The organism is Endozoicomonas sp. SESOKO3, from assembly GCF_024606255.1.
Genome location: NZ_JAHHPR010000489.1, coordinates 1 through 18,579, shown reverse-complemented (window position 1 = coordinate 18,579; position 18,579 = coordinate 1). Strand labels below are relative to the sequence as shown.

Annotated in this window: 18 protein-coding genes; 1 reads left to right on the top strand and 17 read right to left on the bottom strand. The window is 49.3% G+C overall.

Annotated elements, in window-relative coordinates; all coding sequences use genetic code 11:
* Nucleotides 1-99: 99 nt before the first annotated feature.
* From KDK18_RS08490 to gspC, 14 genes are all read right to left on the bottom strand, one after another.
* The gene (locus KDK18_RS08490; protein ID WP_257254475.1) at nt 100-639 is read right to left on the bottom strand and encodes a hypothetical protein; all 540 of its coding nucleotides are present in this window, start codon (nt 637-639) and stop codon (nt 100-102) included.
* Nucleotides 606-1,880 carry an ATP-binding protein gene (locus KDK18_RS08485; RefSeq protein WP_257254474.1) on the bottom strand — a complete coding sequence of 425 codons (1,275 nt, stop codon included), beginning with the start codon at nt 1,878-1,880 and terminating at the stop codon, nt 606-608. The genes KDK18_RS08490 and KDK18_RS08485 overlap by 34 nt, the downstream gene beginning before the upstream one ends.
* Before the next feature lie 436 nt (nt 1,881-2,316).
* The gene (locus KDK18_RS08480) at nt 2,317-3,072 is read right to left on the bottom strand and encodes a type II secretion system protein N (protein ID WP_257254473.1); all 756 of its coding nucleotides are present in this window, start codon (nt 3,070-3,072) and stop codon (nt 2,317-2,319) included.
* 5 nt (nt 3,073-3,077) lie between these two features.
* The gene (locus tag KDK18_RS08475) at nt 3,078-3,626 is read right to left on the bottom strand and encodes a type II secretion system protein M (protein ID WP_257254472.1); all 549 of its coding nucleotides are present in this window, start codon (nt 3,624-3,626) and stop codon (nt 3,078-3,080) included.
* Nucleotides 3,623-4,858: a type II secretion system protein GspL gene (gene gspL / locus KDK18_RS08470; RefSeq protein ID WP_257254471.1), complete on the bottom strand. Its 1,236-nt coding sequence runs from the start codon at nt 4,856-4,858 to the stop codon at nt 3,623-3,625. Before gspL ends, KDK18_RS08475 begins: the two co-directional genes overlap by 4 nt.
* Nucleotides 4,855-5,862, bottom strand: a complete 1,008-nt coding sequence (gene gspK, locus KDK18_RS08465) for a type II secretion system minor pseudopilin GspK (protein WP_257254470.1) — start codon at nt 5,860-5,862, stop codon at nt 4,855-4,857. The genes gspL and gspK overlap by 4 nt, the downstream gene beginning before the upstream one ends.
* A complete protein-coding gene (gene gspJ / locus KDK18_RS08460; protein WP_257254469.1) occupies nt 5,859-6,497 on the bottom strand; it encodes a type II secretion system minor pseudopilin GspJ in 639 nt (212 codons plus the stop codon). Before gspJ ends, gspK begins: the two co-directional genes overlap by 4 nt.
* The gene (gene gspI, locus KDK18_RS08455) at nt 6,494-6,886 is read right to left on the bottom strand and encodes a type II secretion system minor pseudopilin GspI (protein ID WP_257254468.1); all 393 of its coding nucleotides are present in this window, start codon (nt 6,884-6,886) and stop codon (nt 6,494-6,496) included. Before gspI ends, gspJ begins: the two co-directional genes overlap by 4 nt.
* A 3-nt stretch (nt 6,887-6,889) precedes the next feature.
* Nucleotides 6,890-7,474: a type II secretion system minor pseudopilin GspH gene (gene gspH / locus KDK18_RS08450; protein ID WP_257254467.1), complete on the bottom strand. Its 585-nt coding sequence runs from the start codon at nt 7,472-7,474 to the stop codon at nt 6,890-6,892.
* Nucleotides 7,474-7,914: a type II secretion system major pseudopilin GspG gene (gspG, locus tag KDK18_RS08445; protein ID WP_257254466.1), complete on the bottom strand. Its 441-nt coding sequence runs from the start codon at nt 7,912-7,914 to the stop codon at nt 7,474-7,476. The genes gspH and gspG overlap by 1 nt, the downstream gene beginning before the upstream one ends.
* 90 nt (nt 7,915-8,004) lie before the next feature.
* The gene (gspF, locus tag KDK18_RS08440) at nt 8,005-9,228 is read right to left on the bottom strand and encodes a type II secretion system inner membrane protein GspF (protein WP_257254465.1); all 1,224 of its coding nucleotides are present in this window, start codon (nt 9,226-9,228) and stop codon (nt 8,005-8,007) included.
* A complete protein-coding gene (gspE, locus tag KDK18_RS08435; RefSeq protein WP_257254464.1) occupies nt 9,228-10,778 on the bottom strand; it encodes a type II secretion system ATPase GspE in 1,551 nt (516 codons plus the stop codon). Before gspE ends, gspF begins: the two co-directional genes overlap by 1 nt.
* A complete protein-coding gene (gspD, locus tag KDK18_RS08430) occupies nt 10,753-12,867 on the bottom strand; it encodes a type II secretion system secretin GspD (protein ID WP_257254463.1) in 2,115 nt (704 codons plus the stop codon). Before gspD ends, gspE begins: the two co-directional genes overlap by 26 nt.
* Nucleotides 12,868-12,953: 86 nt before the next feature.
* Nucleotides 12,954-13,850: a type II secretion system protein GspC gene (gene gspC, locus KDK18_RS08425; RefSeq protein WP_257254462.1), complete on the bottom strand. Its 897-nt coding sequence runs from the start codon at nt 13,848-13,850 to the stop codon at nt 12,954-12,956.
* A gap of 551 nt (nt 13,851-14,401) precedes the next feature.
* Here gspC and KDK18_RS08420 point away from each other — a divergent pair.
* Nucleotides 14,402-14,989 carry an acyloxyacyl hydrolase gene (locus KDK18_RS08420; protein ID WP_257254461.1) on the top strand — a complete coding sequence of 196 codons (588 nt, stop codon included), beginning with the start codon at nt 14,402-14,404 and terminating at the stop codon, nt 14,987-14,989.
* Nucleotides 14,990-15,245: 256 nt separating this feature from the next.
* On the opposite strand, the gene KDK18_RS08415 is transcribed toward KDK18_RS08420, so the two are convergent.
* The 3 genes from KDK18_RS08415 to KDK18_RS08405 form a co-directional block, all read right to left on the bottom strand.
* Nucleotides 15,246-16,592: an undecaprenyl-phosphate glucose phosphotransferase gene (locus tag KDK18_RS08415; RefSeq protein ID WP_257254460.1), complete on the bottom strand. Its 1,347-nt coding sequence runs from the start codon at nt 16,590-16,592 to the stop codon at nt 15,246-15,248.
* A 92-nt stretch (nt 16,593-16,684) separates the two neighbouring features.
* Complete coding sequence (locus KDK18_RS08410) at nt 16,685-17,569, bottom strand: glycoside hydrolase family 16 protein (protein ID WP_257254459.1); 885 nt, start codon at nt 17,567-17,569, stop codon at nt 16,685-16,687.
* An 8-nt stretch (nt 17,570-17,577) separates the two neighbouring features.
* Complete coding sequence (locus tag KDK18_RS08405; protein ID WP_257254458.1) at nt 17,578-18,498, bottom strand: glycosyltransferase family A protein; 921 nt, start codon at nt 18,496-18,498, stop codon at nt 17,578-17,580.
* Nucleotides 18,499-18,579 lie beyond the last annotated feature (81 nt).

Sequence of the window (18,579 nt, the reverse complement as noted above, 5' to 3'; positions counted from 1 at the left end):
AAGTAAACGAGCTGCCTCACCTATCTTCACTAATCTCTTATCCATTCTTGAGATTATATTAGATAGCTTGAGATTATAATAGATTATTGCGAACTGTTTTTAACCCTTCCCGTGAAGACGCCATAAAATGTTTATTTTCCCCCGGTTGTTTAGCACTTCTCTGGTTTCGCTGTGTGTCGTTGCCAAGGTATCAGGCTTTTTGAAAACAACCTCTTCGCCACCATCTTCCGTAAGACAGCTTTTGACCCAGCCCTTGATATTGCGGTAATGACTCTTTCCTTCAGGTGCAAAGCTCCAGGCAGAATAATAAACCCGCAACGTAATTTTGTTACCCGTCAGGAAAAATGACATGCCTGCAGAACAGGGAGGCTGGTAACGCCTGGTTGAACGGATCGACTGGGCAGAATCAGGATCATCGTTATCAGGTGCATCTTCTTCAGCGTCTTCGTATTGGGACAGAGGAAACAAAATGCCGGTAAAATAACGGTCCGGAGGCGAGCTGCCCGTCAGTATTTCACCCTCGCCAAGGTCGCCGGTTAACTGGGAGCGAAGCCAGTTAACCAGCTTTTTTCTTTGGTACTGGTAATCCAGAAGCGTTTTGCTTCCTACATATAAAACCCGCCGGGGCAGAACAGACATCCTGCCGGTACAGCCATCAGATTGTTCGAGAAGGGCAACACCCTGTCACCGTTATATACAATCACCCCCCGCCGGATACTTCCTGCCTCTATGAGCATTTCCTGAGCTGCAAACATCTCCCGCTTAATGGTCATGCCTGCCTTCACTTCAATGCCTGTCGCCTGGCCGTTGTTGCCGGACAGAATAAAATCCACCTCTCGTTTATTTTTATCCCGGTAGTGAAATAGCTGACACTCTTCTTCACTGACAGCAATAGCCTTTAACAGCTCGGTGCACACCCAGGTTTCCATCAACGACCTCATCAAGTTTCTATCTGCCTGAATTGCAGTTTCGTTAATGCCTCGTATGGCACAGAGCAATCCGGTATCGACAAAATGTATCTTGGGTTGCCTGATGGCCCGCTTCAGTTCATTGCGATGAAAACCCGGAATGCGCTTGACCAAATAAAGATTTTCCAGTGCCGACACGTATTTCTGAACCGATTTATTATCCATCTGCACTGCCTTGCCAAGACTGGCGTAGTTCAGGGATTCTGATGACAGCGCCGCCAATAGCTTAAGCAACTGCGCCATTGCATCCAGCTTCTGAAGCTGAAACACCTCTTCTATATCCCTTCGGACAATGGCATCTGCATAAGCCCGGTGCCAGCGGGTTCTGCGCCCCGGCGAACGCTGCTGAACCTCCGGATAACCGCCACAGACAATAGCTGAAATAACCTGATCGTATTCAAGAGGGTTTAAAGCGTCTGGGAGACAGTCCGGAGCCAGTAACTGGTGAATAATATCGCCTCTTTCTTGCTGTCCGGATGGGATTTGCTTTAGCTCTGCCTGGCTAAAAGGATACAGGGTGACAAACTCGGCACGTCCGGCCAGCGAGTCTGCCAGCGTCGGCAAGGTCATCAGATCCGCAGAGCCGGTCAGAATAAACGAACCGGGCTGACGATCCTCATCCACCAGCAATTTAATCGTGCGAATCAGCTCAGGTGCCCGCTGCACCTCATCAATCACCACTGGCCGGGACTGGCTACGCAGCAAACCGATGGGATCGTTACGGGCAATGGCAAGAATATTCTCATCATCCAGAGTCAGGTAGCTACTGGTCTCCTCATATTCAGGCCGGTTCAGAAAATGTCGGGCGAGGGTGGTTTTGCCCGATTGCCGAGGACCGGTAATCACGACCACCGGCGTATCAGCCAGACACGCCTGAAGATAAGGCTCGATGCCTCTGGGGATATAGGACATGGTGAAATCATCCGTCCAAAATGGATTATTATTAAGACTTTTATGGATTTTAGCACAGACTTAAAAGGATTTTTTCCAAGACCAAATTGGATTTAATATTAGGTGGGTATTCTTATCCAATCGACCAGGCAGTGCATCAGTAACCTGACCGAAAGGACACCTGAAAATGATATAGAGTATGGCGTTCAGGTTTGCTACGACTGCTCGCACAGCAATCAAAGATGAACAATGGGATCGGATCAATGACACGCTGCCGGGCAAAGTCACTGATCCCGGGCCGACAGCTGACAACAGGTGATCTATTGAGGCGATTTTCTGGCTTGCTGGTGCCGGGGGTTCCGTGGAAAGGCCTGCCTGAGGAGTTCAATGATTGGCACGAAAGCTTTCAGGCAGAATGCCCCTGAATATGCGGCCAGATCATTTTGAAAACTGCGAATTAAATTCGCCCTCTTAATGTTAAAGGATAGCGCCCCTGAGAATCCGGCCTTCCAAGAAATTGCATGCCGTCTTTCATGGTTTCTGGCAGGGCCTCACCTTCAGACACTTTCCCGTTCAACGAATAGCTGCCGTTAAGATTAAAGCTGAAAACGGCATCTGTTGTCAGAAATTCGGATGACTGGCGAATTTTACCTTGCAGAGTATTTCCCTTGCAGGTGAGATCAGCATCTGCTTTACCCAGTTTCACGTCACCCAGAGGACTGCTGATTCGCCCTCTTTCCCATGTCATGTGACCGTCCAGCTCGACACACAGACCTTTTTCATAAACCAGGGAGTTTGCCACCAGATTGATATTACCCTTGGCGGTTGCCGGAACCGGCATGGGAACAAGCTGCTGCAACCAGCCTGCCGTAGCGTCTGCTTGAAGATCTTCAATCGTCACACCCTGAGGACTGTAGGTCACTGTCGCCTGACCCACAACGGCAGAAAAATGATCACCGACCTCAACGTTCGCGCTGACCTTTCCGGTCAGCAGTGCAGAAGGCTGGAGATCCCAACTGACTTCCTGAAGCCCGATACCGTTGATGGTTAATTCCTGCGCTGAACCCGACCAGAGTGAGCCTGAGAGATCTTCGAGTTCAATCCCCGGCATTTTGGGTGCATGACGCCAGACAAAAGCGGCTGGTAGCTCTGCCAGCATAAAACCTGTGTAAGAAACTGCGGCCAGTGCGGCCAGAGTAATGATTCTCTTCATATGTCTTAACTCTCGCTGAAGGCTGTCTCACTGCTGAATGCTCTTTGTATTCTCAAAGCCTTAACGATCACATGACCGGGCTTTTCGGCAGCTTCTACCTCCAACTCCCTGATCTCAACTCCTCCCTGCTGTTGAAGATTGACTAGCCATGCCAGTAAACGATCAAAGCCCACTGTATCAAGATCGACCTGCAATGAATCACGAACAGTTCGCACCCCGGTGATGCGCAGATCAAAATCTTTTGCGGTTTTATTCACCATCTGGTCCAGAGGTAAAAGCAGATAGCGGCCCTTGTCTGGCTGACCCTGACGTAGCCTGACAATCTCACTGGCCTGTTCCTGTACAGAAGCCAACAACTTCTGACTGGCCACCAGCTTCCGTTCGGCAGCTAACTGACGTTCTGACAAAGGGTTTAAAATACCCTGCCAAATGCACCAGACAATAATAAATGCCCCTGCCACCATACAGAGTTGCTGCTCGCGCCGACTCAGGCCACGCCAGAAACTCTGAGCCTGTTGCCAGCGCTCATTGAAGCCTTCCATGATGTCATTCATGAATCACTCCCCCTGATGATTAGCGTACCATTGGCAATATCACCACTCTTCTCCAGTGTTTCAACCGTGATCACCAGTTGCTCACCCGACTCTTCCCGGAATGCCGTAAAAGTATCAAAATCCTTCGCAGTGGCTTCCACCCGCAGTGATTGCTGAGACTGGTTATACGACAAAGTAACAGGATTGAGTTGGGGATATTGTTTAAACAAGGGTGCAGTCTGATCGAGCAGTTTCAGCAGACCCGAGTCATCGCTGTTGTTACTTTTCAAGGCCATTAGCTTCTGCCTCATTTGCGACTGTAGACGCACAATCCGCTCACCGGGGAACATGTCACTGTAGATCTTATGCGCCTGCGCCTGAAGCTGATCAGCCTGTTGTTCCAACTGTACCGATTTCAATACTGCCTGAGCCATAAACAGAGTAATGGTAAAAGCCAGGAGTCCGGCAGCCAGCCTCCAGGGTTTCAGGCTCTTGATGATGGATGACTCAACTTGCCAGACACCCTGCAACAGGTTGGGGCTGTTCTTCTGTGAGTCAGCACTGACCGCACCCGCTGCCAATACTTCCAGAGCAGGGCCCGAAGCTTCCCGGTTCCATTCCCCCGTCAGGTTCTCAGGTAGTTCGCTGAAACTGTTCACTTTCAGAGGCGTCTCTTCCGAGTCGTCTGCTGCCAGGTAGAAGCTCAGCCAGGATGGATCACAGGCAGCCCACTGCCAGCGGCTATCCCGCAGTATCCAACGTTCATCCATGGCCAGCGCCGAGCACTCTCCCTCGGTCCAGGGCAGAGCCAAAGCTTCGGGAATCATGGTTTTGACTTTAAGGCCGGACTGATTCATTGCTTCACACCAGAAAGCCATTTTCGAATGAGCGACCACGGACAGATAAACCTGAGCCCCTTCTCTCGCGATGACCGAAATATGAAGATCGTCTACGTCCTCAGCCAGATCATCTTCCAGACGAAAAGGCAGTGACTTTAATACCGCCTTGCTCAGCCTGCCTTCAACCTGAAGGCAGTGAACACTGACCAGCTCCGTGGGAACCAGGGCAATGGTTTTGGTATCCGGGAATAACTCCGCCAGTGTTCCCAGGTCTTCAACAGACGGCAGAATGCCAGAGGAGGTTTTTCCCTCTTCTGCGGCCAGAATCACTGGCTCTTGCTCTACTGGATAGCGTTGCCAGTGAACGGGCTGTCCGGGATCTCCGGGCAGCCTGATGATAAGATGCTGGCTCACTCAAGCCCTCCAAACTCTCGGCGAATGACACTGAACTTATTTTCTTCTTCCCGCCGCAGCAGGCTTTTTATTCGGACTTTGGAGTCCGCATAGGAAGCGGTTGCAGTCATCACAAAATACTGACTGTCCACCGACATCAATTCGTGGGTGCCTCCGGCACTGAAGTTGGAGAGAGACGGTTGCTGAATAAACTCATCCACACTCTTCCAGCCATCCTCCGGCCTCTGTTCCAATACCCCTTTTGCCTGCTCTAAGGGAAGCTCACCCAAATACAGGGCACTGAGCACCGGTGCATGATCTGGCGACAGAGTATTAATATTGATCTTCATCTCGGTGGTCGGCAATGCACAGATATAAGGTTTGACCCTTCTCATGATTTTGGCATTGACGCCCTTAACCGCTCTCAACTCCGAAACCGATCTCATACTGGTATTACTGGCCAGATAGGGCACTGGCAGAGACTGGTAATAACTGTCTTCCGCGCCGATGCCTGATGCCTGGGTGTTGTCATTGTCTACCCAGTCTCTGGTTGATTGTGCAATTATTTCGGCCTGATAGGACTCAATTTCCAGTGCTTCCATCAGGGATTGAAATACTTTGACTTCAACCGAAGTCTGCCCTTCTTTATCCGATGCCTGCAAAGCATTCAGGTTTAAACAAGCCTGAGCGTCGGAAATTTCTCCCTTGATTGCCCCACTATCCATCGGAAAAGTCACTTCCCCCGTGGCCCAGGTTTGGCCAAGATTCACGGTTTCATCGCTCTCATCAAACTCGTCCTGAAGCACCTTGATTGTCAGTTCTTCGGCTGACAGTGCATACCAGCGTGCCTGTTCTATTTGCTGCAGGGAGGCGGTCCGCCGCATTTGCAGGGAAAACCCGAAAGTCATCTCTGCCGCTATCAGTACCATAAGCGTCAATACGAACATAACAATTAGCAGTGCGACACCCGACTGCCGACGCTTAAAGGATGTACTATTCTTTTTATCCGAAATCAGGCTCCTCATGACTCCTGCTCCTGAACTTCCCAGTTCCCGGGAAGCACGTAGCGCCGCTCGATGATCCCCAAATCATTCAGCTCAAACCTAATCTTCAGGCCTTGGGGCAGGGTATTGCCGAGCGTTTCTACCCACAGGCCTTTAACGAAGTACTGAAACTTGAGTGAGCGGACATCGGTTAACAGATCCCTGACTACGGGTTCCGCATTTTCCTCCGGGTCCAGCACATAAAAGTGTTGACGCTCAACCACGCCGTCCTTAAGCCGGTAGCTGACTTTCTGCAATTTGGAGCGGGGAAGTTTGTCTTGCGGATTACGCCAGCCCAAACGAATAAAGGCCGCTGCCTCGTCATCGGATTCCAGCATATCTTTACCGGCAAACAGACTTTGATTCGTCAGTTCACCATCGACCCGCACACCCCGGTCAATCATTTGCCGGAAGTCCTGTTCCATGACTATCATGGCGTAGTCAATTTCCTGAATACGACTCTGATGATCGCTGGCAACATCCCGGGCCCCCATAACCCCCTGTAGAATCTGCCAGGCACTCATACTGACCAGTGCAAAAATGGTCAGGGCCACCAACATTTCCAGCAAGGTAAAACCCTGTTGGGTCCAGCGTCGCACGGTGTTCAATGACTTCAAGACCGCTTCACCGTGTAAGTTTGCAGACTGGCCAGAGCGGCTTTCTTGTCATCACGGTCCAGTCGGACTTCGACCTGGATGGCTCGAAAATTTTCATCCGCCGTACGCACACTTCGGTATCGGACATGCCAGGTTTGGTCTGCCAGCTCACGGGTTTCTTTTTTCCAGGTCTGGGACGGCCATTGCTCCTTCAGGTAAAGATCGACCAGTTCATTGTCGGCCACCCAGCGAGCCATGGTTTTGTTCTTCAGGTACTGGCTGTTATCAAGGCTTTCACTGCTGGTTCTGAGCACTGTGATACCAGCGATGGCGAGAATAGTCATGGCCATCAGCACTTCTAACAAAGTGAAGCCCCTGGCCCGTCGGGAACAGCCTGCGTGACGTTTCATTTATCAGCCCCGGCCACTTGTCTTGTCGTACTCATCTGCACTGACCACGGTTACTTCTCCGGTTTCCCTGATCATCACGCTAAAAAAGCGACGACTGTCGCTGGCAGACTGAAACCGCACTTCAGCCGGGGTCACGTCGCCACTGGACCAAATATAGAGATCAGGTTTTTTCATGCTTTCTTCGTTTTCAAACAGCCCTGAGTCGGTGAAAAACGAGTCACTATCATGCTGCTCTTCAGCATCCAGAGCAGCCTGCCAGATCAGCTCGCCCGGCATAAAGTCCAGATTGATGGCTTCTGAAAGCTCTTTCTCTGTGAGCAATCGGTCACTCTGCATTAACTGCCATTTGTCTTCGTGCCACTCCATAAACTGATAGCCGTTGTCGGTCAACCTGACCCCAAGGTCTTTACCTTTGAGCAATGACTCTTCGTGGCCAGTTTTCACCAGAGCAGCAAATCGCTCTGCGTCCGTTTTTAAACGTGCAGAACTGTCTGCCGGTTCCAGAGTAGGCAATACGACAGCGGTAGCAATGCCCAGCAGTACCAGAACCAGCATAATTTCAAGCAGGGTGAAACCAGCGTGCTTCATCAGGAATTCATGTTCCAGTTGCCGATGTCATCGTCAGAACCCGCCTGTCCATCAGGTCCGGCAGAGAAGATATCGATATCACCAAATTCACCGGGAGACTGCATCAGGTAGTCATTACCCCACGGGTCTTGGGGTAGACGACGGATGTAGCCATTGTCACGGTAATTTCCGGGTTGAGGGCTGCCGGAAGGCTGTTCTACCAGAGCATTCAACCCTTGCTGAGTGGATGGGAAGTGATTATTGTCCAGCTTGTACATGTCCAGTGCGTTTTCCAGCGTCACTATGTCACTGACCGCCTTCTGCTGGTCTGCTTTTTTTTTGTTACCCAGAACATTCGGGGCCACCATACTGGCCAGAACGCCGAGAATCACGATCACCACCATGATCTCGATCAGGGTAAAACCCTGCTGTTTTTGTCGATCTACCTTTTTCGTAGTCATTGGTCATTAACTCCTAATCCACATGGTCCGATCTGTATCAGGCTCATGTTTTTTTCTGAAAAACGCTTAACTTAAACCCCCTGGTGCCTGTTAACCACCTGATACCAGTGAGTTAAGGTCCAGCATCGGGGTCAGAATCGCCATAACGATAAACAGCACCATGCCCGCCATGGAGACAATCAGCAATGGGCCAAAAACACCCAGGGCAATGTTCACCTGGTTTTCAAACTGTCGATCCTGGCTGTCCGCTGCCCGGCCCAACATCTGTTCCAGCTCACCCGACTTTTCACCACTGGCAATAATGTGAAGCATCATGGGCGGAAACAGTTGTGTCTGATCCAGTGCCACCCAGAGGCTGGAACCTTCCCTCACCCGCTCCGAAGCTTGCTCAAGGGATTTCCGGATAAAAGAGTTGGACATGACCTCGGCGGAGATTCTCATACCCTCCAGAAGCGGCACTGAACTACTACTGAGAATACTGAGTGTCCGCGCAAAACGGGAGGTATCAACACCGGCACCCACCTCGCCCATAACGGGCATTTTCAGCATCCATCGGTCATGGGTCAGTCTCCGTTCAGGATTAACCAGCAAGCGCTGCCTCAGGAATAAAAGCATGATAAGACCAGCTAATACACCGAAGCCGTAGTCCCGAACAAAATTACTCATGGCAATCAGAGCCAGGGTCATCGCTGGCAGATCCTGTCCGAGATCCGCAAACTGTTCCACTACGGTAGGTACCACGGTTGCCAGCAGAATGGCGATGACCGAGACCGCCACGATGGTGAGAATGGCGGGATAAATCATGGCCTGAATCAGCTTGCCCCGGATCACCTGACGCTGTTCGGTGTAGTCCGCCAGTCGCTCCAGAACCGTATCCAGGTGACCGGACTTTTCGCCAGCCGCCACCATGGAACAATAGAGTGTGTCAAAGGTTTTCGGGTAAATCGCCAGACTTTCTGCCAGCGTCCGTCCTTCCAGTACCTTCGCTCTTACGGTAGTGATCATGGCTTTCAGGTGGGATTTCTGAACCTGACGGGACAGAGCCTGAAGACACTCTTCCAGAGGAATGGCAGCCGCTACCAGAGTCGCTAGCTGACGAGTCAACATGGCGACTTCAGCCGGGCTGGCTTTCTTCTCGAACAGAGAAAACGACGCCCGTTCGCCACTGCTCTTTTGTTCGGATTCAGTAATGGCCACCGGAGCCAGACCTTCCAAACGCAACTGCTGACGAAGCTGGCGGGGGGAATCAGCCTCAAGCACCCCTTTGCGTTTTTTACCCTTTTTATCCAGGGCTTCATAAGCAAATACGCCCATTATTCCTCCCTGGTCACCCGCAGTACTTCTTCAATGGAAGTCATACCCGCAAGAACTTTACGAAAGCCATCTTTCTGGATACTGGGACTGGTTCTGCGAATCACATCTTCCAAAGCCTGTTCACCTACACCTTCATGAATCATACGGCGGACTTCATCGTTGACCAGAAATAATTCATGAATGCCGGTTCGGCCTTTGTAGCCACCACCATGACATTCGGAACAACCTTCAGGGCTGGCTTCGTGAACGGGTCTGCTGTCAGAGTCGTCTATTCCCAACAGCTTTCGCTCATGAGGCGTTGGCTCTCGGGCTACTTTACAGGAAGGACAGAGGGTACGAACCAGACGCTGGGCCAGAACGCCCAAAAGACTGGATGACAGCAGGAAAGGTTCAATGCCCATATCCCTCAGGCGTGTGACAGCACCGATAGCCGTATTGGTGTGCAGGGTACTCAGTACCAGGTGACCGGTCAGGGAGGCCTGAATAGAAATTTCTGCGGTTTCGAGATCACGAATCTCACCCACCATCACCACGTCCGGGTCCTGACGCAGGATGGCACGCAGCCCCCGGGCAAAGGTCATATCGACCTTGGGGTTGACCTGTGTCTGACCCACGCCTTCGAGATCGTATTCCACAGGATCTTCAACAGTGAGAATATTACGTTCGGTGTCGTTGATTTCTGTCAGACCAGCGTACAGTGTCGTACTCTTACCGGAACCGGTCGGGCCTGTGACCAGCAGAATACCGTGAGGTTTATGCAGAGCTTCACTGATATGCTGATGAATATCGGGCGTCATACCTAAACTGGACATATCCATGCGGACACTGTTGCGATCCAGCAAACGCAATACGATTCGCTCACCATGACGAGAAGGCAGTGTCGATACCCGGACATCGACGGCACGACCACCCAGTCGCAGGGAAATACGACCATCCTGAGGAACCCGCTTCTCGGCAATATCCAGTTTGGCCATAACCTTGATACGGGATACCAGCAATGCCGCCAGCTTGCGCTGGGGTCGAAGGATTTCTCTCAAAACACCATCGACACGGAAGCGAATCACCAGACAGTTTTCGAAGGTTTCGATATGAATATCGGAGGCCCCTTCCTTGATCGCCTCGCCCAACATGGCGTTGATCATTCGAATGATCGGGGCACCATCGTCGGCATCCAGAAGGTCTTCGTTGTCAGGCAATTCCTCTGCCAGAGAGTGAAGCTCTTCATCATTGCCAATATCATTCATCAGCTGACGGGCAGCCGATGAGTCTTTTTGATAATAGCTCGACAGTCTCGCCTCAAAGTCACCCTCAGACAGGGATTTGATGTCAATCGGGCCTGCAACAAAGCGACGAACTTCAGTAATAGCGGCTCTGGAAGATTGACCATTGACGTACAAACAGAAATTACCCTGCTGCTCTCTTTCCAGCAGGACACCGAAGTTACGGGCAAAGGCAAAGGGCAGCTCCAGAACACCCGCAGGGAGATCTTGTGCCGCTTCCTGAGCAGAGGCTTCGGTTTCCTGATCAGCTGTTATCGCCGGACTCTGCATCGCTCTTCTCCGACTGTTTACTGGCTACCTTGTCATCGTCTTTCTTGTCGTTTTTTTCTTTCTCTTTTTCTTTCTGATCGGCTTCATCCAGTTTCTGGCGCGCTCTGTTCATCAGATCGGAGTTAGAGGGGTATTCCGGCAGGACCGGGGTTCTTGCATCAGGCATCAGCTCAACGCCCTGATCACGACGATCCAGCTGTCGGGCACGCATATAGCTGTATTTCTTACCGCTGATACTGGTCAGGATGTTATCGTCACGAATGATGGTGGGCCTCAGGAAGACCATCAGGTTACGCTTTTTCACCTCGCTGGAGGTGGAGCGAAAGAGAGCACCTATGTAGGGAATGTCACCCAGCAGTGGCACTTTGGAAACACTTTCCTGCACGTCTTCATCCAGCAATCCGCCAATAACAATGGTGTCACCACTGCGTGCCATGATGGATGTTTTCACTTCACGTTTGGAGAAAGTGACATCGACGGATGTGGTACCATTAACACCAGACACTTCCTGAGTAATATCCAGCATCACCGAATCTCCCTCATTGATCTGGGGCTTAACAGTCATCTTCACACCTACTTCCTTACGCTCTACGGTCTGGAAAGGGTTGTCGTTGTTTGAACTGGAGGCAGAACCGGTGATAACAGGGACTTCGTCGCCCACTATGAAAGAAGACTCTTCGTTATCCAGCGTCATCAGGCTCGGAGTCGCCAGAACATTGGATTTTGTTGAGCTGGTAACAGCCTGCAAAAGGGCTGTCCAGTCGCCGGATGTGATACTGAAGGCCGCACCAGAAACACCGGCCAGAGCATCATATAATTTGGTGTAATCACCCGGCTGATCAGGATTGACAGTGACATTGCCATTTTCACTGATGACTGTTGAGCCTGGCTTATCTTCAGCATCTTTCAGACCGGCCATGATCTGGCCAATCGGAACCGTTCGGCCATCGTTAAACTGCATCATACTGCCGCTGTTAGCATTGGCTAGCTGGAAGGAGAGGTTAATGCCATCGCCATCCGCTACCTCAACGATAATGGCTTCGACCAGAACCTGGGCACGACGAATATCAAGCTGCTTGATGACACTTTCCAGACTTTTCATAATGTCTGGCTGAGCGGTGACCACCAGAGCGTTGGTTTGCTCATGAACATTGATACTGAACTTCTGGTTATTACGAACAACTGTCTTACCGCTGTCTTTTTCTGCCTGAACCGTTTGACCCACACCTTCCATGACTTCTTTCAGTTCTTCCGCCTTGGCATACCTCAAATAGAAGACGCGGGTATTGCCGGATGATTCCTGTTCGGCATCCAGTTGATAGACAATACGATTCACTTTTTGCAGTTGTCTTGTCTGGCCGGCAACAATCAGTCGATTGCTGCGATCATCAGCAACCACGGTCACCCGGGAAGTACTGCCCTTGCCGCCTTTTTCCTGCAGCAGGGAAGTGAGAATTCGCTGCATTTCAGAAGCAGAAGCGTACTCGAGCTGAATAACCGAGAAGTTTCGGTTGCCGGCCATATCCACTCGTCTGACAATCTCAACCAGACGCTTCACATTGGCTGCACGGCCGGTCATCAGAAGAATGTTGGAGGGGTCGTAGTGAACGACATTGCCCGCTGTATCATTCAGCTGGCGCAATAACGGAGACAGTTCTCTCACCGGCACGTTCTGAACCGGTAGCACCCAGGTAACAAACTCATCACCCTGCCCCGGCTTTTGCCTGTCAGCCATTGCAATCGCCGACATTTTTGCGTTCTTGTCCTGAACAATTTTCAGGACATTATTCTCTTGTTCGATAACGGCAAAACCGTGGACTTCCAGAACGTTCAAAAAGAGCTGATAGTATTGTTCAGCATTGAGTTTGTCATAGGAACGGACCGTTACAGAGCCACGCACAGCGGGGTCCAGAATAATGGTTTTGTTCAGAGTGGCGCTGACTGTACTGGCAAATTCAGCAATATCGGCCTTTTCAAAACTGGCAGAATATTGCTGGAAATTGGCAGATGTCTGACCGGCAAAAAAAGATGTTGTAGCCAGTAAAATTCCTGCTGTCACTGAGCAGATCTGTCTGCGCAGCCGTCTCATAACATCCTGATTTACACATTTCCGGGCCATGGCCCCGCTAAGCGATTCAGGGAATAATATTAATAACCCTGTTTTTCCTCTAACACTCATAGTCTGACTTCTATTTCATAGAGACGACCATTTCTTTCAATGGTCATCGATAGCTGGGTGAGCTGCTTGATTTCCTGCAGCAGCTTCATGGTGTCGTTGCTGTCACTCAGGTCATATCCGTTAATAGACAGGGCTATATCATCAGGCTTCAGGCCTGACTCACGAAAAACGTCAGGAAGCTTGCCAGGGGTTAACTGATAGCCAACCAGCTGACCATCCTTCTGAGCCGCGTTGATCTGGACAAAATCCGTAAAAGAGGCTGGATCAGAGATCACTCGTTGACGTAATTCTGCCAAACGACTACTGTCTCTTTTTTCTACTTTTCGATCCGCTTCATCGGGGTAAAGCAACAAGGCTTCGAGCTTGCCCCTGTTGAATACAATCACCCGATCTTCATAAATATCTTTCACTTCAGCACTGGAACCCTGAAGCTTTTCACCAATTCGATAAGTGCGATCACGGCCACCGGAATGAATCACAGCGACGGAATCAGCAGGAACTGAACTGGCAACAATACCGGTTACTTTTGCAGACAGGCGGGACTTTGGAACGGCGTTGGGGTCGATATCGCTTTTATCCGTTTGTTTCAGCTTGACAGGCTCCTGACCAAACAGATGAAAGTCATTCAGCGCAGGGTAGGCATCCTGTTCCGATTGACGACCATTTACCACCGTTGATTGAGGCTGCCAAGAATGAATCGTGGCGCTGTCAGAACCTTTCAGGACTTGCCATGTAAGACGAGCCAGCTGCTGAGTCAGAAGAATGACCAGCAGTACTTCACAGCCAATAATCAGTCGCCGCACCCCGGTCTGTGACAACACACCGGCAATGTTAAAGTCAGGCGAGGACAGAGGGCCAGAGGCTTTTAGTCTGTTGAGCAGGGTTGGTGGCATGGTACAACTTATTCATCAATTCGTTTATCAGTCCAATGCCCATAAAACCGGCATTAAGATTCTTGTTTTCTCAGTTGCTACTATTAGTGGTACATAGGTACTAAAAATTAGCTATACGTGCAAATACTTATAATAACAACGAGTTCTTCAGCGCCTCCGGTGTACAAGGGCTAAAGCAAAACGGCCCTGATCTCGATCCAGGTAAAGTCGATCGATTTGATGATAATGGTTCACTGTTACACTCTCGTGAAGCCATCAGAATCAGCTCTTTGAATACGAATGATACTGACCATACCTGGCTTCATTAGCGGGTACTTCACGGATTCCTTCATTTCTTGAGTCATAAAAAGTCCAAAACCGGGTGAGATAACAGCCTCAATATCGACCTGACTTTGCTGAAAAACAACAAGGTTGGAAAAATCTGGTCTTATTCGTTGGCTCCCTGGTGTAAGTTAGTAGGAAGCCCCCTCCCACTGAGTGGCAAGGGTATTGCGAAGCAAACTTTGGTAGCGGGCTCAATAAATATTAAAAAACACAAGAGCATAAGGATCATGAGACTCAACAATGCAGCCTTTCTGTCGGCAGTACCTTTGGTGCTATCTGTTTTTTCAACGTCGGTCGTCGCACAACCTGAAAGTATTCATTTCAGCTACGGGCCCGATCTTTCCAGTAAAATAGAGGTTAAGGACACTCGTCTGGCCCTGAGATGGCATTTAAGTGACGAAGGACTTCTCGAACATTCAGAATGGAATGACCGCTTTCTTCTCGATACCTCGGTTTCTTACTGGGATAATCAACTGGATGCAAGCCCTTCGCATAGCTCGAAAGGTGGCGATGATATCTATGGCTTTTTCATGACTCCGGTATGGCAATTCAAAAGTCCCGGCGGACGGTATTACTTCGATGCAGGTCTGGGCGTTGGCTGGATCAGCGACACCCAGATTCGTTACAAAGGCGACCAGCCTTTAGAAAAAAGCACTCATTTACAGTTTGAAGCCATGCTGGGTGCCGGTATTTTCCTGGGTTCTGAAAACAGTTTTGACCTGGGCGCCAAGTTGCTTCATTACTCCAATGCTTATATCAAACGGCCCAACATGGATTTGAATGTGATCCAGTTCTCGCTTGCGTACCATTTTTGATACGAAATGCCCGGCAGTTGTCGGGCGTTTCATTGATTCACTGATTCTCTGTTATAACTTAGTTTTGCTGGAAATAATGTTCATGGCAGGCCCTGTCTTGTGATTACAGGGATAGTGGTAGGTATGTATAGAGCTGGGAGGGTAAAACTCTGTCGTAGAGCTTATTTGGAAGGAAAGCTTCTCATCCTTGAGAGTGCATTGGCAAACCAGATTCGCCGGATTCTTCCATTGGACAGACAGCTGACCACGTTAAAAATTAGTAAGCTTTATCGCTGACAAATCCTTTAAATATCGTCTTGAAAACAATTTTCACATCTAGCCATAAAGACCATTGCTCAAGGTACTTAATGTCGAACTCAACTCGCTTCTGCATTTTCTCCAGGGTATCCGTTTCCCCCCGGTAGCCATTAACCTGAGCAAGACCTGTGATACCGGGTTTGATCTTATGACGCTTCATATAAGAGTCCACCAACTCTTTATAATGCTCGTTATGGGCAATAGCATGTGGCCTTGGGCCTACAATGGACATACGCCCTTGTAGCACATTGATAAACTGAGGCAACTCATCAAGGCTGGTGCAACGCAGATAGGCTCCGACTCTGGTAATCCGTGGATCATCTTTAATAGCCTGAGTGACTGAGCCAGCTTCCTCCTGATGCACTTTCATTGACCTGAACTTGTAGACCTTGATCTTCTCTTTTCCCTTGCCATATCGATACTGCTTGAAGAGAATCGGCCCGGGTGAAGACCATTTAACAGCCAGTGCAATCAATAGACAGAGAGGGCTGATCAGGATCAAAATCAGAGAGGCGATCAGAATATCTTCTGCTCTCTTGAGAATACTGTTAAAGCCATCAAGAGGACTCCGGGTAATATCAAAAGAATATATGTCGCCAATGATATTTACCTGATGATTGATCAGTGGTAAATCTCTCAAGCCCGGCATGTATTGGATATCTCCAGTTTCATGTCTCAAGATATGAACAATATCCTTTACCGCATCACTGCAACTCAGTGGTAGAAAAATCCAATAGGCGTCAAACTGTTGTCCCTCATTTATCCTGCTCTGTAATTGAGACAGAGCATCCTCAGGCATCTCAAAATAGATAGTATCTTTGATGATGTAGCCTTCACTATTGGGTTTCAGAAACCGGTCAATGGTTTTCTTGAAACCAGCTCCCTTTCCAATAATTAACACCGAACGAGCATTCTCTTCTCTGGCCCAATATCGTTTCACAGCCACTGAAACCATCGAATAAAACAGGACAATCAGTGTGGCATGAGTCAGCATCCATACTGATAGCCAGATTCTTGAGTACTCATATGATATCTTGAAAGCCACTAAAATAAGGAGCAGCCCACTGAACGCCACCAGAAAGGCCATAGCCAGCTTTTTGATCCGTTCAATCCATGGATACCGATTCCAATAGATGTTTGGGCAAAATACACCAAAAGAAACGACAACCAGAAGTGAAAAAATGATGATCAGCATCAGATAGGAATCAGGAAGATTTAGATCCCCAAAACGCATCAGATAAGCAAACCAGCCACTGGCCAGCGCCAGAAGCAAGTCAGAAAGCACAAAGAAAAGCAGAACGCTCATAGAGCGTCTATCCGATGAGCCGTACATCTTTATTAAAGCCTCTTCCTGAATGAAAGGTTTAGTGCTTTGCTATCAACCCGGAACGGCGAATTTCAGCGATGAGTTGAGTGTTGATAAATGCGGACAAAATCGATGAGGTACTTCTGAGGAAAAATGGCATGATCAATACCTTCTTTTCCTCCCCAGCCACCTCCAATGGCCAGGTTTATAATCAAATACATCGGGTCATCAAAAGGCCAGTCAGCTGGACTCTGCCCCTCCTTCTGATAACTGAAGTACTTCTGATCACCCAAATAGAAATCTATAGAGTCGCTGGTCCATTCCACAGCATAAGTATGGAAACTCATCCCCGTATCACTGATAAAAACAGAGCCCGTAGCTGCATTACCTTTCCTGTGGTTTCTGCTTTCGGTATGCAAAGCAGCATGAATACGACCGGGTTGATAACCGACAAACTCCATGATGTCGATTTCTCCGGTTGCAGGCCAACCTAATTCTTCAATACGGGCACCTAACAACCAGATAGCAGGCCAGACACCTCGTCCCTGTGGCAGTTTAGCCCTGACTTCAACACGTCCATGGGTCCACTCAAATCGGGACTGGGTTGTCAGGCTTGCAGAAGTGTAGTGGAAAGATCCTTTCTCTCTACCCGTCTTTCGACACCACCATTGGATGATCCGGTTACCAGACGCGCAGACATTGGCATCTGCACGATCTATCTGATGAGCCTCTATAATCAGAACTCCGTCTTCCACACGGGCATTGCGCCGATCCCGGGTATAAGTCTGCAGCTCAGAATTACGAATGTAGCCTTCTTCATAGTTCCACTTTCTGCTGTCAGGCAAACCGGTGTAGTTAAATTCATCCTGCCAGACCAACTTCCACTCGTTGGCAGGGGAACCGTCAATCACCATCATAGTTACAAGCGTTAGCAATACCTTGACGATGCAGCTGTCTGTATTTTTTTTCTCGTCCATGCTTATCTTCAAGTGTAAGAACGAACAGTCCCACCGGATAAAAGGCCATAGTAAAAGCCATATCCATGGGATAAGTCACATAATGACTCCAGGGGAGATTTATTCGAAATCAATCCGTAAAGAGGCAGTGTTAACACACCACGAGTCAGGTAAGCACTACCCTTGAAGAGACAGGTTAATACCGCTTTTGTAACGGATTTATTAGACCGTTCAATCATTAATCCAGTGGCTCCCATACGGAATGCTCTTCTCAGGGCCCACTGACAATTGAGCCTATCGTCAGCGATGTATTCACTGACAATGGCCTGCTGACACCAGTAGATAGAAGCTCCGGAATGCGTTGCCCTCAATAGTAATTCTTTGTCCTCCCCACCATTAATCAACTCATTGTTAAACATCAGTCCCTCCTGAGAGAGGAAGTTCACATCCATCAGAATATTGTTGGTTGCTCCCCAGCTGACTCTCTGACCATCGTTGATTTTGCGTTCGTGGTAAACCGGAGCATTTCTGAACAATGATGACGTACCATCCGGAAAGATCGCTCTTTGGGGTCCGGTCACGACTTGGCATTTGTGCTTTCTGACCGCTTGAGCCAGTTGAGCTATCCAGTCCTGCTCGGCGAAGGCATCATCATCAATAAAAGTCAGATAGTCGAAATTCAGTTCATCGGCTAATTTCAGCGCACGGTTTCTCGCGTGGGGAATGCCTCGCTTGCACTCCAAAATGTGATAGATGTTCAGTGGAGAACGTTTTCTTAGCTTTTTAATGATGGACTGTACAGTCTTGTCCGGCTTCAGATTATTCTCTACAACGACGATGGAAAGCTGTGCCTCATCAGGCAGTTTCTGGTTTATAAGACTTTCCATACATTCAATAAACGTCTTATTACGTGTACCCGTAGTGAGCGTAGCTGCCAGAATTTTCATCATTAATACCCTAGCAGCCTGTCGGACTCAAGGCTGTCCTACTGCGGTTGCAATAAATTGGTCTAAAAATTCCTGCTTCTTCGT